Raw genomic sequence first — 15,835 nt, forward strand, 5'->3', positions numbered from 1 at the left:
GTTTATTTTTTATTTCGAATAAGCGCAATTAAACAAAGTAGCAAAATTTATAGAAATATTTCTTCTAAAACCAGGCATAAAAAAAGCCAATAATTGTTTCATCATTGGCTTTTTTATGTCTGGTTATTTTTTTAAATTAATATTCAATAATAGCCGTCTTGAGTTTGTTCATCGCATTTTTTTCAAGTTGCCTTACTCGCTCAGCAGAAACACCATATTTATCAGCTAGTTCATGTAAAGTTGATTTATTGTCATCGTCTAACCAACGAGAACGGATAATATCTTGGCTCCTTTCATCTAAAGAAGCCATTGCTTCAATTAATTTATCTGTAGCGGTTTCATCCCAATTATCCTCTTCAATCATAGAAGCAAAATTAGATTGCTTGTCTTCAAGATATAATACGGGTGATTTTATAGAACTCTCACTATTATCATCGTCAGGCGCAATATCAAATGCCATATCAGACGATGCCATACGGGATTCCATTTCAAGAACATCTTTCGTGCTAACACCTAGTTCTTTTGCCACTGTTTCTATTTCATCAGTTGAAAACCAACCCAATCGAGTTTTATTTTTTCTTAAATTAAAAAACAATTTCCTCTGCGACTTAGTGGTAGCAACTTTTACAATACGCCAATTTTTAAGTACATATTCATGAATTTCAGCTTTAATCCAATGAACCGCAAAAGAGATGAGCCTCACACCAATCTCAGGATTAAAACGTTTTACAGCTTTCATGAGGCCTACGTTACCTTCTTGGATAATGTCTGCTTGTGGCAATCCATATCCTGTATAATTTCTTGCAATATGTGCTACAAATTTAAGATGGGATAATACTAAAGTTTTTGCAGCGTCTAAATCTTGATCATAATACCACCGCTCGGCTAATATTTTCTCTTCTTCAGCAGAGAGTATAGGATAAGCATTTGCAGTAGTTAAATAAGTATCGCTATTACCTGATGGGATTAATGCGACCTCTGAATTATGAGTCATAAGAATCCTCCTTTTAATTTATTTACTAGTTAATTAACTAATTTCATTATCTATTCTAACCTGTAACGAAAAATTTACAAGCCATTAAGTGTAATTTTTATTCAGGATTGAAATGCCTTAAATGTTTCACTGTCGTCAACCAAGCAGAAAACCAACCACACATCGCACAAACAAGAATAATAATGAGCATTTCATCAAAACGTAATCCTGTCAAATCAAATTCCGTTTCAAATACGCTTGCCACACTTGATACGGATTGACTCAAAAAGAACATTAAAATCTGAGAAAGCAATACTGCTAGAAAGGCGCCAGAAAAGCCAAACAGTAAGCCTGCATATAAAAATGGCCTCATGATAAACCCATCCGTTGCACCAATTAATTTCATTATATTGATTGCGTCTTTTCTCATTGAAATAGTCAATCGAATACTATTACTAATTACCAGTAAAAGTGCTATGACCATAAGCGTACCAACGAGTAGAGAAATACTCCCCACCAAATCAGTTAATGAAGCCAAGCGAGAAAACCAATTATCATCCGCACGAACATCATCAACACCATTAAGCTTACTCATTCTTTCAATCAAAGTTCTAAGTGATTGACCTGCATCAAAATCAACTTGAGGTGTTACTATAGCTACAGCGGGTAACGGATTTTCTTCAAGTAAATCTAACGCTGTACTGAATCCGGAATAATTTTTAAATTCAGCTAAAGTTTCTTCCCTGGTAAGATAAATCACCTCAGACACCCCCTCAAGGGCTTTTAGATCAGTAATTAATTTATTTACAGCCGAATCAGATAAACTTTTGTCTAAATAGACACTGATCTGTGGTGTAGGATACCAAACACTCGCAGCTTCATTTACATTTTTCCAAATCAGATAGCACAGTGTAGGTAAAGAGATAGAAATGGCTATAACACATATAGTCAATATATTTGCAAAAGGCTTACGTTTAAGATCGTCTAAAGCACTGATCCAACCAAAACGAAACTGCTCGAACATACCAGATTCCATTAATGAAATTCGGCTATGTGATCTATTAGGACCATTTTTTACATTTTTCTTTTTAATCGCTTTCATCTTATTTGCTCTTTAATGAAAAAGTACTATATCAAGAGTTACTTGACTAATCTACCTGATTCTATTCTAAAAGATTTGTGATGGGGTTTTGAGATTAGTTGATGATTATGTGTGACAATTAATACAGTGACTCCCACATGATTAAATGTTTCAAAGACTTCCATAACCTTTTTTGCTGTTTCATCATCCAAATTCCCTGTGGGTTCATCTGCAAGAAGAACTTTAGGCTTATGAACAACTGCTCGCGCTATACCCACTCGTTGTTGCTCACCACCAGATAAAGCAAGGGGATAGTATTTGCCTTTATCATACAGCCCGACCTTATCAAGTGCCGCATTTACTCTTTTTTTAATATCTGATTCATTCACACCGGCAATAATTAAAGGAAGTGCTACATTATCAAACACTGTTTTGTCCATTAATAATTGATGATTTTGAAAAATCATTCCTATTTGGCGTCTTAGAAAAGGGATCTCACTAGAAGGTAGTCTTGATATATCAACCCCATCAAAAAACACATTTCCAGCACTTGGTCTTTCAATACCACAAATCAGTTTTAAAAGTGTACTTTTACCTGCGCCTGAGTGACCAGTCAAAAAAGCTATGTCACCTTGAGCTAGGTGAAAATTAATACTTTGCAGTGCAGGGCGACCACCGCGATAAGCTTTGCTGACTTGTAAGAATCTTATCATATTACTTCCTTACTATTAAAACGTATAAGTGATGAAAAGGTCATTAAAACCAGGGGGTTATTTCTCAAAAAGCGCTTCAATGAACTCAGAGGCATCAAAAGGACGTAAATCATCAATCTTTTCCCCAACCCCAATATATCTTACGGGTATTCTAAATTGATCAGCTAAAGAAAAAATTACTCCGCCTTTAGCAGTACCATCTAATTTAGTCAAAGCTAATCCAGTTAATCCTACTGCTTCATTGAATAATTTTGTTTGGCTCACTGCATTTTGCCCAGTGCTTGCATCTAGTGTTAACATAATTTCATGCGGAGCATTTTCATCTTGTTTCTTAAGTACCCTGACTATTTTTTTAAGTTCATCCATCAGATGTGATTTATTTTGCAGTCGACCGGCAGTATCTGCAATAAGTATATCCACTTTACGTGCTTTAGCCGCCTCTAACGCATCAAATATAACGGAAGCAGAATCGGCCCCTGTATGTTGCGCTATCACTGGGATCTGATTTCTTTCCCCCCACACTTGCAGTTGTTCAACTGCCGCTGCTCTGAATGTATCACCTGCAGCAAGCATCACTTTCTTACCTTCTTGCTGAAATTGTTTAGCTAACTTACCAATTGTGGTTGTTTTACCCACACCGTTCACCCCAACCATTAGAATGACAAATGGCGTGTGTTGAGAAATATTTAAAGGTGATTGTACTGCATTTAAAATATCCGACATCTCGGTTTTTAATTTATCATAGAGAAGGTTCGCTTCTTTTAATTCATTTCTGGAAGCATGGAGAGTCAAATTCTTAATAAGTTTAGATGTAGTTTCAACACCTACATCTGCAATAAGAAGCTGTTCTTCTAACGATTCAAAAAGTTCGTCATCAATTTTTTTACCTGAAAATAACGACAAAAAGCCTTCTCCAATATTTTGTTTGGTTTTTACTAGGCTTTCTTTTAAACGGGTAAAAAATCCTTTTTTCTTTTCGAAACTGCTTTCAATTTCCTTTTCTGTATTGTTTTCTGTATTTGTTATTTCTTCCTTATCAACATCAACAGTATTTTCATCAGTTAAAGAATTAGCACTTAACGATGTTGCAAATCCATCATCTAAATGAGTTTTATCTAAACTGTCTAATGATTGTTGTTGATTAAAGTCATCCGAATCAAATTTTTGTTCTTTCTCATAGTCAACTACTTTATCATTATGTTGATTGCTAATTTGTGTTTGGCTCCAAAGAGATTCAACATGCGATGAATCTAATATTGAGTGCTCATTTCCTTCAACTTTAGGTAAAACATCACTCTTTTTTTCTATCCCTTCAATTTTTTCTATTGCTTCTATTTCAACTATTTCAGTTTCAAATTCAATGGCATGGGAATGTTTATTATCCCAATTACCAGATAGGTCATAAGTTGAGTTTTGATCTGCGTTTGTAGGAGTTATTTCGGTTTCGACATTATGTGGGATTGAATTTTTATCCGTAACTTGTTTTTCAAAATCGGCTTTAATTACTTCTTCTGATATTGTCTGGTTTATGTCGTTGGCTGATTGATTGTCTAATTTATTGTTTAATTCATTGTTTAATTCATTGTTTAATTCATTGGTTAATTCATCGGTTATTCCAGCTCTTGTTTCACTTTTCTTTTCTTTTTTTGAAAACCAAGAGAAAAAACCTTTCTTCTTATCAGTCATGACGCTTCTTTCCTATAATATCTTCTTAAAACACCTCTAGATGATGCTACAAGTAAAGAGATGTCTATAAACCATTATTTTTGTTTTTTTCTAAATCTAAAATATTCTATCATTTATCTTAAAATTAAGCTTGTATATCTATACACATATTCAATTTTTTTCTGCTTTTTAACTTCTCATGCTCGTTTTATTTTATGACGATCACTAAACAATCTGCTTATTAGAATGTTATAATTAGTCTATTCATATTTACTAAAGGGTTGTACTCAATGCGTAATACAAAAAAAGAAGTCAGAACTCATTTCCATTCTGGGTTTGTTCGAATAATTGGTGGCAAATGGAAAGGTAGAAAACTTGAGGTAATTGAAAAACCAGGACTTCGTCCCACAGGGGATAGGATGAAAGAAACTCTATTCAATTGGCTAATGCATGATATTATTGGCAGCCATTGTTTAGATCTTTTTGCAGGCAGTGGTTCACTTGGATTTGAATCAGCATCCAGAGGTGCTGCGAGCGTCACATTAATAGAAAAAGATAAAGCAGTCACGGAAATATTAACAAATAACATTAAAAAATTGGCCTGTGACACAATTATTGCTCTTCAAATCGATGCTTTGGAATACATCAAAGTAGCACCTAAAAAAGCATTCGATATAATCTTTTTAGACCCACCTTTTAATCAAGGCTTACTAGGTAGGCTTTTGTTTGATTTATTACAACAAGGATTTCTGGAGAAAAATGGAATCATCTACTTAGAATCAGAATATACATCGATAATAGAAATACCTGATTCGCTAAACCTCATAAAAGAGAAAATAAGCGGTCAAGTCAGATACCAATTACTTCAGTATGATCCGATTGATTAATTCATTACTAAGGAATAATATTTAATGAAGATATTACTTACCGGTGCCAAAGGACAACTTGGCCAATGCATTCAACAAGCCTTTCCCAAACATTGGTCTCTTGTTGCTTATGATTCAAAAGCACTTGATATTACCAATAGAGAACAAGTCTATCACACAATTACAAAAGAGATGCCTGATGTCATCATCAATGCTGCCGCCTACACTGCGGTGGATAATGCTGAAGAGGAAGTAGATAAAGCCTTTGCTATCAACGAAAAAGGTATTTTAAACCTAGCTCAAGTAGCTAAGTTATGTGGAACGAAAATGATTCATATCTCAACGGATTATGTATTTGATGGACTCTATTGCGAAGCGTATACAGAAGAAATGCAAACAAACCCCCAATCGATTTATGGTCAGAGTAAACTCGCAGGCGAACAGAGTTTAATTTCCTCAATAGACAATGCGATTATCATCAGAACCGCTTGGGTTTTTAGTGAATTTGGCCAAAATTTCTTTTTAACTATGCGCCGGCTTTTTAATGAAAGAGATGCATTGAGTATTGTTGGAGATCAAATAGGTAATCCCACTTATGCAGGTGACTTAGCAAGAGCAATAATTGCGTCAATTGAAAAAGAGATTCCAGCAGGTATTTATCATTACTCAGGCAATCAATCTGTTAGCTGGTATGAATTTGCTCAATATATATTAGATAACTGCTCTGATAAGATAAAAACGCGAGTAAAACTTTCTAAAATAACATCTAATGAGTACCCCCAAAAAGCCAAGCGACCGCAATTCAGTAAACTCTCTAATAGCAAATTATCAGCGCTTGGAATAGCGCCTTCTGATTGGAAATTAGCCGTGCAAAAATTAAGCGGTAATATCGTTTAAGAAATTTCCTGCATTAAGCCAAAAACATATACAACATTAGTGTTAAGGAAGCCTTGGATTAATAGCCAACTTCCTTAAGCCAAACAATATCCACTATTTATTTGTCCATGTCTGAATTTAATTTTCTTGTTTTTTCCCATACATTGCTTCTAATTGCCAAAAAGAGAGTGACTAATAAAATAAAAAGCAGATAAAAAAATAAAGCAACATAATAAAGTGCAAAAGAGGTTTCACTTTTTATATTCAATTTTAATTGTGCGCTCCATTTATCTTCAGTTCCTTCTAGCCTGTCCACCTTGGTTACATACGCCTTGATATTAATAGGTAATGGGTGTGCAAAAAAATCAAATCCTTCTTTACTCAATTGATTGCTTTGTTCTAAGGTATCTGGTTCGAAAATAACTTCAAAAAAGGGATTAAAATTAAAAATACTTTGCATATTAGGTAGAAAGATGAGATCACTTGGCAATACGAATTCATTTGAAACGGGCAACGTAGCGTAATGTATATGCAGTGACTCAAAATAGTTATCTTTTTTCGAAGTATCTGATGTGCGATTGTCTGATCCCTCGTTATCTGAAGGTGCAATGGGTATTTGAAGAGTATCACAATACACATTTTGGCTTGTGGCATTACATTGAACTCGACTATTAAATTGCACAATATCAAAAGGTTGGGGAATAAAATTAGCAAGATTAGCCTCATTAAGAACAATTGGATCAGGATTAAGATACCAATTAACTATGTTAAAATAATTATTATTTTTAACCCAAAAAGACTCTTGAGGGTCTAGTGCCGGCCGTATTTGATACAAAGTCAACAGTGTTAATAAGAACAAACAAAGGTTGAATACCATCTGTAGGCGTGTTATTTTTTTTTTCTCTCTTTTTTGATCGTCTCCTTGAGATAATTCATGAATTCTTATTACTTCGCGACTATGCTTTAATACCTCAAAGGTATAAACCGTATTCAAGCGAGTTTGATCTTCTAAATTGGTAAGATTAAATAATAAATTTAAAGGACCTGCAAAAGAAACTTTAGGATGAACTCTTAGCATACCTCGAATCGTTATCACCTGCTCATCTGTAAATTTTCCCAAGGGGATCTCATTTATTCTTACAAGCAAGAGTATAAAAGCAAAAGCACTCAACACTACGGCAAAAACACTTTCAGAACGCATCATCAATATACAGAACAAAGCAGTTATCGCCCAAGAACCCCATCTTGGTTTATAAAAAGGCAAATTTAACTGCTTTAACTCTGATGATGTCAAATCCCGATAATTTAAAATATGCCACTTCGGCGCTTTGGCTAACTCTTCTCTTTTAAATAATTTGACAGGCGCTGCGTACTCACTCGCTAATCGATGGGGTATGTCCCCTAATTGCTCCTCTTCAATAAATAAATCAATCTCTTGTTGTCTTTTTTCAATTTCACTTAAAGGGAATTTTAATGAATTTAAATTCGCAATATCGATGCCATTAACCTGGATGATAAATGCTTTTTGATTAAATAATATGAATTGGAAATGATTTTCTTCACTATATTGGACTTTGACTAAATAATCTTCGTGAGGGTGAGATCTTACAATAAAAGTAGACGGATTGAGATAATCAAATGTTTTAGCAACAATTAAGGCTGGCATAGTTTCGAAGATATAATTATTGGCTGAAACACTGTTAGTCTGCACTCTTTTATTGCCTTCACTATCATAATTTAGAGGACCAGAAAAAAAAGATCCCACGCCCTCATAAACAGTAAAATCGATTTCTACTATTTCCTGGTTTATACCATCTAATTGTATAAATAGTGCATGGATAGCAGATTTTAATTCCTCATCCAAGATTTTTTTCGTGAGGTGTATCTCAGGATATTCAATTATATTTATCATGTTATTATCGTTTCTATTATTTATGGTATGCTAATCAAACGAGCCGTTCATTTAATCTTTTGCTTATTTTACTTAGGAGATCACTATGCCAAACGATCCACTTAGATCCTATAAAACCTTTTATCCAAAACTGACTGAAACAACGTATGTAGATCCCTCAGCTGTTGTCATAGGTGATGTTACCCTCGCGGAAGATGTCAGTATTTGGCCTTTAGTGGTGATCAGAGGGGATGTAAACTCTATTGATATAGGGCAGCGAACAAACATCCAAGATGGCAGTGTCTTACATGTCACACACCGTTCATTAGATGCCCCTGAAGGTAATCCCTTAATCATCAAAGATAACGTAACAATTGGCCATAAGGTTATTTTACATGGTTGTACAATTGAAAGTCACGTACTGATTGGAATGGGGACCATTATTTTAGATGGTGCTGTAATTGAATCAGAGGTAATAGTCGGTGCAGGCTCTCTTGTTACCAGCAATAAACGACTTGAAAGTGGCTTTTTATATATGGGGCAACCAGTGAAAAAAATCAGGCCACTAACACAGGACGAAATAAAGCACTTAAGCTACTCTGCTGATAATTATGTCAAATGGAAAAACGATTATTTAATTTCCAAAAAATAATCGCTATCTATTATGATTGGCTACAATACATTTTTGACTTGCGCAAGCACTTGTTTGGCATCCGGCATAACGCCATGCCAGGCTTTAAAGGCTAAGGCAGCTTGATAAACTAACATCCCAAGACCATCAGCTAGATGATTGCATCCCTTGTCACGATAATACGCTAAAAATGCCGTATCTGTTTTTGCATAAAACATATCATAAAAAGCAGTTTGTGAATTAAAAACATTACCTGGTAATTTGAGAACTTCACTTGATAAACTAGAAGCAGTTGCATTAATGATAATATCAAATGCACTTTGTTCTGCAGTTAAATCTTCCAGTGAAAGCACGTTTAACTCTCCAAAGTCAGATTGATAATAAGTCGATCCCTTGAAGCGTTCAACCATTTCTATTGCTTTTTGATATGTTCGGTTGAAAATACTTACCTTGGTATTATACTCTAAAAGAGGTAAGATTGTTCCTTTAGCTGCTCCCCCTGCCCCCAACAAAAGGATTCTGCTCCCCTCAGCGATCCATTTTTTTTCATTTAAATCGCATAAAAGGCCATACCCATCGGTATTATCACCTAAAAGTTTTCCCTCTTTTGTTTTTATGATAGTGTTTACAGCCCCTGCCGCTAGTGCACTGTTTGTATGATCATCTACTAATCTAAATGCCTGCTCTTTAAATGGTACAGTGACATTAGCTCCTTTACCTGCTTGCTTAAAAAAATTAAGTGTAAAGTCATCAAAATGTTCTAATGGCACTAATGCTTTATCATAAACATGTTCAATTCCTGTTTGCTTGGCAAATAACGAATGAATCAAAGGTGATTTTGAATGTTCAATTGGGTTACCTAATACTAGAAAAAAAGGGGGGGTTTGTGGCATGAGCTCGTTCTCCTAAAATAAATATCTTTTAAATCATTACATTAAAAATATAGCTGTATACGTTAACATAAAAAAAAAGTATACTACACAGTTATGAGTAAGGATAATATTATTCTTATTCTCTTTTTTTCTTTGGATATGTATTGACAAGGAATGGTAGCGCATTGACTGACTCTAAATTTTTTCATCCATTAGGGCAGTCCTTATCTCGTAGTTGCTAGCTCCTAGAATATTTTGCGCTGCATGCTGGTCATACCAAAAAGGTTGTAATTTATGTCACAAAACACTCATAAATCAAACGAAAGTTCTAAATACGCACAAGACGTATACCCTAAGCTAAAGCTCTCTTTTTTCCACCCTAAATACTGGGGACTTTGGCTGATGATAAGTTTTTGGTACTTATTGCTTCTTTTACCTTATCCTATTTTATATCGGATAGGTAAAGCTTTGGGCCGCTTCTTATTTAGATTACGAAAAAAAATAAAAACTATCGATAGGCGTTTAAAAATAGCTGAACGCAATCTCGTGTTATGTTTCCCTGATTGGGATGAAAAAAAACGTGGTGAGCTTATATTAGCTAATTGTGAGTCAGTTGGTCTGGCAGTTATAGAAACAGGCATGGCTTGGTTTTGGCCTGATTGGCGGATCAATAAATGGTGTAAAGTCACGGGTATAGAACATATCAAAAATATTTTGAATAAACCCCAGGGTGTTCTCTTTGTTGGCATACATTTTTTAAATCTTGAATTAGGTGGCCGTATTATTGGTTTACAAACCCCAGGCATTGGAATTTATAGGCCAAATGATAATCCTGTATGGAATTGGCTACAGATCAAAGGAAGAATGCGTTCAAATAAATTCATGATCGATAGAAAAGACCTAAAGCAAATGATAAGAAGTCTTGATGAAGCAGAAATTATTTGGTATGGACCAGATCATGATTATGGTAAAAGAAATAGCATATTTGTACCATTTTTTAAAGTGCCTAAAGCTGCTACTACCGTTGGCACCTATATTTTACTCAAAAAAAGTGGTGCTGCAGTAATTCCTTTTACCCCTAAAAGGTTAGCAAACGCAAAGGGGTATGAAGTCATCGTAAGCCCTCCTGTCATCGACTATCCACTAGATGACGAATACATTGCAGCGACTAAAATGAACCAACTAGTAGAAGAGCAAATATTGTTAGCTCCTGATCAATATATGTGGCTTCACAGAAGATTTAAAACCCGCCCAGAAGGTGAAGCAAACCTATATGACGAATAAATAAAATTCAATTTGACTTAAGCTTATTTTTACTGTGCTAAAGAAAGCTTAAGTCCAAGAATAAATTAGCTTCTTTAATGATTTAATCGAAAAATCTTCTCCGACTAAAAAACACTAATAAATTAATGTCAAACAGGTGAGTGTGAACTAACTCTATCTGCGTTATTATTTTAAGATCAGAAAATGAATACTTTGCTCATTTTATCCAATGAAGCAAACAGGGTTCAGATAAGATAAGCAAAGGTAATACCAGCGATTAAATATTCATTATCTGTAAACACGACTGGTAGATAATCATCGACTTTAGCTAAAGTAATTATTTAACTAAAGTCGTGAACTAAAGATATTTGTAACTAATTGGTTTAAATGAACCTATTTATGACTTGGTCTCATGGCTGGAAATAATATAACATCTCTAATCGTATGGCTGTTAGTAAATAGCATCACAGTTCTATCGATACCAATACCTAAACCCGCAGTAGGAGGTAAACCATGCTCTAAGGCAACGATATAATCTTCATCATAGAACATAGCCTCTTCATCACCTGCATCTTTAGCTTGCGCTTGCTCTTTGAAACGCGCTGCTTGATCTTCTGCATCATTTAATTCAGAAAATCCATTACCGATCTCCCTTCCGCCGATGAAGAATTCAAATCTATCAGTAATAAATGGATCTTCATCATTACGTCTAGCTAATGGAGAAACTTCTGCCGGGTACTGCGTAATAAAGGTGGGTTGAATAAGTTGGCTTTCAGCAACTTCCTCAAAAATTTCAGTCACAATACGCCCTAGCCCCCAATTTTTTTCAAGCTTAATATGTAGTTTTTTCGCAATATCAGTGGCTTTTTCTAATGAGTCTAAATCACTTATTTTGATTTCTGGTTGATAATGACAAATTGCTTCTTTCATAGTGAATTTTTGGAATGGCTTGCCAAAATCTAGGGTGACATCGCCATATTGAACCACAGTAGATCCTAGTATGTCTTGCGATAAAGTTTTAAATAATGTCTCTGTTAGTTCAATCAAATCACGATAATCAGCATAGGCCATATAAAGCTCAATCATCGTAAACTCAGTGTTATGACGAGGAGATAATCCTTCATTTCTAAAGTTACGGTTTATCTCATAAACACGTTCAAATCCTCCAACGACTAAACGTTTAAGATATAATTCCGGCGCAATACGAAGATACATATCCATATCAAGGGCATTGTAGTGCGTAATAAAAGGTTTAGCCGCTGCTCCACCTGGAATTGAGTGCATCATAGGGGTTTCAACTTCCATAAAAGCCCTTTCATCCATGAATCTTCTGATCCCTGATATCACTTTAGATCTTATCATAAAGGTTTCACGGGACTTCTCATTTGAAATTAGATCTAAATAACGTTGACGATAGCGTGTTTCTTGAGACGCTAAACCGTGAAATTTACTTGGTAGTGGTCTTAATGATTTAGTCAAAAGTTTTATGCTATCACAACGAATAGACAATTCACCAGTTTTGGTCTTGAATAATACTCCTGTCGCAGCAACAATATCTCCTAAATCCCATTTTTTAAAATGGTTATCATAAAAGCCTTCAGCTAAACTTGCTGTAGCAACATAAAGTTGAATTCTGCCCGTACCATCTTGTAGAGTGACAAATGATGCTTTTCCCATCACTCTTTGCATCATCATTCGACCTGCAACACTTACTTTTATGGGAGTGGCTTCTAATGTTTCTTTATCTAACTCACCATAGGCAGTGTGTAATTCCAATGATTTATGTTCAGGTCTAAAATCATTCGGAAACGCTATACCCTGCTCTCTAATTTGAGCTAATTTTTCTCGTCGAACTTGCAATTCACCCTGTAAATCTATTTCTTCATTCACACTCATTTCTTCCTGAGCATTTAACATATCAGACATAATCATATCCTTCGTTGTGTGTTTTTTAATTATAAGCCGGCCTTTAAACTGGCTTCCATAAATCGATTTAAATCGCCATCAAGGACCGCTTGGGTATTCCTAGTTTCTACGCCTGTTCTTAAATCTTTAATTCGTGAGTCATCTAAGACATAAGAACGAATTTGACTCCCCCAGCCTATGTCAGATTTGTTATCTTCCATTTGCTGTTTGTCCTCATTTTTCTTCATCATTTCAAATTCGTAAAGCTTAGCTCTCAATTGTCGCATCGCTTGATCTTTATTTTTATGTTGCGATCTATCATTTTGACATTGAACAACTATATTCGTAGGAAGATGCGTTATTCTGACCGCAGACTCAGTTTTATTAACATGTTGACCACCCGCCCCAGAAGCTCTATATACGTCAATCCTTAAATCTGCAGGATTAATGTCTATTTCGATGTCATCATCTATTTCTGGATAAACAAATGCAGAGGCAAATGAAGTATGGCGTCTACCGCCGGAATCAAAAGGACTTTTTCTCACTAAACGATGTACACCTGTTTCAGTACGTAACCAACCAAAGGCATATTCTCCAGTGACTTTGATGGTAGCAGATTTTAATCCAGCCACATCACCATCAGACACTTCAATCAATTCAGTGTTAAAACCATTTGCCTCAGACCAGCGAAGATACATGCGAAGCAACATTTCAGTCCAATCTTGCGCTTCCGTTCCTCCTGATCCTGCCTGTAAGTCAACATAACAATCACATGGATCGTTCGGATTGGAGAACATTCGCCTAAATTCTAGTTGCTCAATTATTGTAATTAAGCGGTTTAAATCATTAACGACTTCATTTATCGTTTCTTGATCTTGTTCCTCAACGGCTAATAAAAGTAGATCTTCTACATCCGTAGCACCTTGTACCAATTGCTCTAAGCTGTGGACAATATTTTCAAGCGAAGCTCTTTCCTTTCCAAGCGCTTGTGCTCTTTGGGGATCATTCCATACATCAGCAGATTCGAGTTCAAGCACAACTTCTTCGAGTTGCTCTTTTTTCAAATCAAAGTCAAAGATACCCCCGTAGAGTCATTGTTCTTTCTTTCAGGTCTTGGATTTGCAACTTAATTGGATTAATTTCAAACATCAACTTCAACCTTTTTAACTTATTTTAGGATTTAAATAATTACGTATACTAAACGAATAATTATAGACTGAATTTGAAGCTTTGTAAAAGGCGAAGCACGACTTAATCCATCTCTTAATGGAAGTTAATGCAATTAGGGGGGGAATAAAGAGAAGAAAATTATAATCATTAAAATGATCAGTTACTTGAGATTTTAAAAAGCCCACAAGAGTAAGATTTTATAGCCCAAATCTTAATTCTTCTTAAAGTTTTTGCACACCAGCCTCTGTACTAAGAATGGCTTTTTTATTTTTACTTTCTGGAAGGCTCTCAATACTTTGATTTAATTGTTGATTAAGTGAGATGGACTTATTCTCATCTTGAGTGTTTTCTTTTTTAGACGTCTCTTTTGTTTCTATTTTTTCATTTTCTAAGTTAGTAATCTGTTTTTCTAATTGCGCCTTAGATTGTTGTTCTGCTTTAATTTTTGCCTGTAATACGGCGAGTTCTGACTGTAATGTATTTACCTGTTGCTGATTAAAAAGAGCAATCGAACGCTGTTGCTCTTCTGAAGCGCTTAATGCATCTATTTGCTGCTGTAAATTTAAAATTCTAGTATTAGCTGCATTAGTGTTACCAACTCCTGCCGCTCTAGCCCAACGATTAGCTTCTTGCTCAGACCGTCTTGCATTAACCAATCTTTGTTGAAGATCTGTAAGCTGTAACTGAAAATTTTGGTTATTTTTTAAATTCTCTGCGGTAAGTTTCTCTAGTTGTTCTTGCAATTGAATGCTGTTTTGCTCTGCGAGTAATAACTGCTGCTGCAATTTTTGGCGCATCAACTCTGCTTGTTGCGCTCTATTTTGTAATTCAAGCAGCAGTCGTGATTGATTTTGTGATTCGTTATTTTGCTTGCGCTCAGCTTCGTTTAATTTATTTTGCAGCGTTTTATTTGTATTTGTCAGTGTTTCAATTAAAGATTCAGAACGAAGTTTTTCTTCTTGATAAGCTTTTTTTAGCACTGTATTTTGTTGTGTTAAAGCATCTATCTCTGCTTTTAATGGAGTTTGTGCACTGGCTAATTCATTAGATAAATCGTTAGTCATACTTTCATTTCGTGCTTGAATAATTTGTAATTGTTCAAGTTCACGCTGGCTTTTGACTAGTAAATTACTTTTTTCACTAAGCTCTTCTTCAAGTGAGCCTTGTCTTTCCTGAGAGATTTTTCTCTCTTTATCAAGTGTTTGATTCAATTCCTTAATTTGACTAATTAATTTTTGATCGCCTTCTTTAGGTAGTTCATTGAGCAATTTAATTTTTGATTCAAAAGAGGTTATTTCTTCATTCGCAGAAGCCAATTCATTCTCTAAGCGCCTCAGTTGCTCTGCATTCTGCTTGACATTCTCTTCGGAGAATTTTTCAACTAGATTATTAGCAATATGTGATAAACCTAAACGAGTAGATGAAGGCACGGTAGGTACAGTCTGTTTTAATTTTGTATTTTCTGTTTGCAATAATTCAAGTGCATTTTCTAGCGTTTCAATCTTTTGTTTTAAGGCTTTTATTTCACTGCTACTTACCTGTGTAGATCCTGAATTTGGAACATTAGTGTTTGTCTGTTGATTTCGCGGTTTTTTACTTGGAGTGGAGGGCGCGGGCACATTGCCTTGGGGAGTTGTATTTTCAATAATGTTATCTTCTGCAAACAGAGATACTCCTGGCACAGGCTTAAAATCTAATGTTTTTAAAATTTTGAATATCTCATCCATAGAGTTTGGCGTATTAAAAACTTGCGTAGGCAAATTCAAATTAACAGGGCCTTCTACTATGGGTCTTAGAGCAAGTGCATCTGCGTTTTTTTCTGCTGAGTTTGAAAAAAAAGAAATAGCGACAAGCACTATAGAAAAGGAATATTTGAGGTAATTACGAGTCATACCCCCCAGGACAATGTAAAAAACTAATTTAATTCTT

The 15,835-nt window shown here is 35.1% G+C and carries 13 protein-coding genes; 4 read left to right on the forward strand and 9 right to left on the reverse strand.

Annotated features, from left to right (window positions below; genetic code table 11):
* Positions 1–136: 136 nt before the first annotated feature.
* From rpoH to ftsY, 4 genes are all read right to left on the reverse strand, one after another.
* Positions 137–994: an RNA polymerase sigma factor RpoH gene (rpoH, locus tag ACFFIT_RS00755; RefSeq protein WP_385875475.1), complete on the reverse strand. Its 858-nt coding sequence runs from the start codon at positions 992–994 to the stop codon at positions 137–139.
* Positions 995–1,091: 97 nt separating this feature from the next.
* Positions 1,092–2,075, reverse strand: a complete 984-nt coding sequence (gene ftsX, locus ACFFIT_RS00760) for a permease-like cell division protein FtsX (protein ID WP_385875477.1) — start codon at positions 2,073–2,075, stop codon at positions 1,092–1,094.
* A 38-nt stretch (positions 2,076–2,113) separates the two neighbouring features.
* Positions 2,114–2,767: a cell division ATP-binding protein FtsE gene (gene ftsE, locus ACFFIT_RS00765; protein ID WP_385875479.1), complete on the reverse strand. Its 654-nt coding sequence runs from the start codon at positions 2,765–2,767 to the stop codon at positions 2,114–2,116.
* 57 nt (positions 2,768–2,824) lie between these two features.
* Positions 2,825–4,453, reverse strand: a complete 1,629-nt coding sequence (ftsY, locus tag ACFFIT_RS00770; protein WP_385875481.1) for a signal recognition particle-docking protein FtsY — start codon at positions 4,451–4,453, stop codon at positions 2,825–2,827.
* A gap of 269 nt (positions 4,454–4,722) precedes the next feature.
* On the opposite strand from ftsY, the gene rsmD reads away from it, so the two are divergent.
* Both rsmD and rfbD read left to right on the forward strand, forming a co-directional pair.
* Entirely contained in the window at positions 4,723–5,319 is a 597-nt protein-coding gene (gene rsmD, locus ACFFIT_RS00775) for a 16S rRNA (guanine(966)-N(2))-methyltransferase RsmD (RefSeq protein WP_385875482.1), read from the forward strand.
* Between the two features lie 24 nt (positions 5,320–5,343).
* Complete coding sequence (gene rfbD, locus ACFFIT_RS00780; protein WP_385875484.1) at positions 5,344–6,195, forward strand: dTDP-4-dehydrorhamnose reductase; 852 nt, start codon at positions 5,344–5,346, stop codon at positions 6,193–6,195.
* A gap of 97 nt (positions 6,196–6,292) precedes the next feature.
* Here the strand turns inward: rfbD and ACFFIT_RS00785 are convergent, their stop codons facing one another.
* The gene (locus ACFFIT_RS00785; RefSeq protein ID WP_385875485.1) at positions 6,293–8,086 is read right to left on the reverse strand and encodes a hypothetical protein; all 1,794 of its coding nucleotides are present in this window, start codon (positions 8,084–8,086) and stop codon (positions 6,293–6,295) included.
* Positions 8,087–8,171: 85 nt separating this feature from the next.
* Between ACFFIT_RS00785 and ACFFIT_RS00790 the strand changes: the two genes are divergently transcribed.
* The gene (locus ACFFIT_RS00790) at positions 8,172–8,717 is read left to right on the forward strand and encodes a gamma carbonic anhydrase family protein (RefSeq protein WP_385875487.1); all 546 of its coding nucleotides are present in this window, start codon (positions 8,172–8,174) and stop codon (positions 8,715–8,717) included.
* Positions 8,718–8,737: 20 nt separating this feature from the next.
* Here the strand turns inward: ACFFIT_RS00790 and aroE are convergent, their stop codons facing one another.
* Positions 8,738–9,589, reverse strand: coding sequence for a shikimate dehydrogenase (gene aroE / locus ACFFIT_RS00795; RefSeq protein WP_385875489.1), 852 nt, complete (start codon positions 9,587–9,589; stop codon positions 8,738–8,740).
* Positions 9,590–9,862: 273 nt separating this feature from the next.
* On the opposite strand from aroE, the gene lpxL reads away from it, so the two are divergent.
* Positions 9,863–10,852 carry an LpxL/LpxP family Kdo(2)-lipid IV(A) lauroyl/palmitoleoyl acyltransferase gene (gene lpxL / locus ACFFIT_RS00800; RefSeq protein WP_385875490.1) on the forward strand — a complete coding sequence of 330 codons (990 nt, stop codon included), beginning with the start codon at positions 9,863–9,865 and terminating at the stop codon, positions 10,850–10,852.
* Positions 10,853–11,224: 372 nt separating this feature from the next.
* Here the strand turns inward: lpxL and lysS are convergent, their stop codons facing one another.
* From lysS to ACFFIT_RS00815, 3 genes are all read right to left on the reverse strand, one after another.
* Positions 11,225–12,748, reverse strand: coding sequence for a lysine--tRNA ligase (lysS, locus tag ACFFIT_RS00805; protein WP_385875668.1), 1,524 nt, complete (start codon positions 12,746–12,748; stop codon positions 11,225–11,227).
* A gap of 38 nt (positions 12,749–12,786) precedes the next feature.
* A protein-coding gene (gene prfB / locus ACFFIT_RS00810) for a peptide chain release factor 2 (RefSeq protein ID WP_385875491.1) occupies positions 12,787–13,885 on the reverse strand; the annotation gives its coding sequence in 2 pieces (ribosomal slippage) (positions 12,787–13,809 and positions 13,811–13,885; 1,098 coding nt in all).
* Positions 13,886–14,127: 242 nt separating this feature from the next.
* Positions 14,128–15,798 carry a coiled-coil domain-containing protein gene (locus ACFFIT_RS00815; RefSeq protein ID WP_385875493.1) on the reverse strand — a complete coding sequence of 557 codons (1,671 nt, stop codon included), beginning with the start codon at positions 15,796–15,798 and terminating at the stop codon, positions 14,128–14,130.
* Between the last annotated feature and the right edge of the window lie 37 nt (positions 15,799–15,835).

The organism is Thorsellia kenyensis, assembly GCF_042432445.1.
Taxonomy (GTDB): Bacteria; Pseudomonadota; Gammaproteobacteria; order Enterobacterales; family Thorselliaceae; genus Thorsellia; species Thorsellia kenyensis.

Excerpts from the sequence above, each read along its gene's own strand:
- rfbD (WP_385875484.1), top strand. The coding sequence starts at position 5,344 with ATGAAGATATTACTTACCGGTGCCAAAGGACAACTTGGCCAATGCATT.
- lpxL (WP_385875490.1), top strand. The coding sequence starts at position 9,863 with ATGTCACAAAACACTCATAAATCAAACGAAAGTTCTAAATACGCACAA.
- ftsX (WP_385875477.1), bottom strand. The coding sequence starts at position 2,075 with ATGAAAGCGATTAAAAAGAAAAATGTAAAAAATGGTCCTAATAGATCA.
- ACFFIT_RS00785 (WP_385875485.1), bottom strand. The coding sequence starts at position 8,086 with ATGATAAATATAATTGAATATCCTGAGATACACCTCACGAAAAAAATC.
- ftsY (WP_385875481.1), bottom strand. The coding sequence starts at position 4,453 with ATGACTGATAAGAAGAAAGGTTTTTTCTCTTGGTTTTCAAAAAAAGAA.
- rpoH (WP_385875475.1), bottom strand. The coding sequence starts at position 994 with ATGACTCATAATTCAGAGGTCGCATTAATCCCATCAGGTAATAGCGAT.
- ACFFIT_RS00790 (WP_385875487.1), top strand. The coding sequence starts at position 8,172 with ATGCCAAACGATCCACTTAGATCCTATAAAACCTTTTATCCAAAACTG.
- rsmD (WP_385875482.1), top strand. The coding sequence starts at position 4,723 with ATGCGTAATACAAAAAAAGAAGTCAGAACTCATTTCCATTCTGGGTTT.
- ACFFIT_RS00815 (WP_385875493.1), bottom strand. The coding sequence starts at position 15,798 with ATGACTCGTAATTACCTCAAATATTCCTTTTCTATAGTGCTTGTCGCT.
- lysS (WP_385875668.1), bottom strand. The coding sequence starts at position 12,748 with ATGTTAAATGCTCAGGAAGAAATGAGTGTGAATGAAGAAATAGATTTA.
- aroE (WP_385875489.1), bottom strand. The coding sequence starts at position 9,589 with ATGCCACAAACCCCCCCTTTTTTTCTAGTATTAGGTAACCCAATTGAA.
- ftsE (WP_385875479.1), bottom strand. The coding sequence starts at position 2,767 with ATGATAAGATTCTTACAAGTCAGCAAAGCTTATCGCGGTGGTCGCCCT.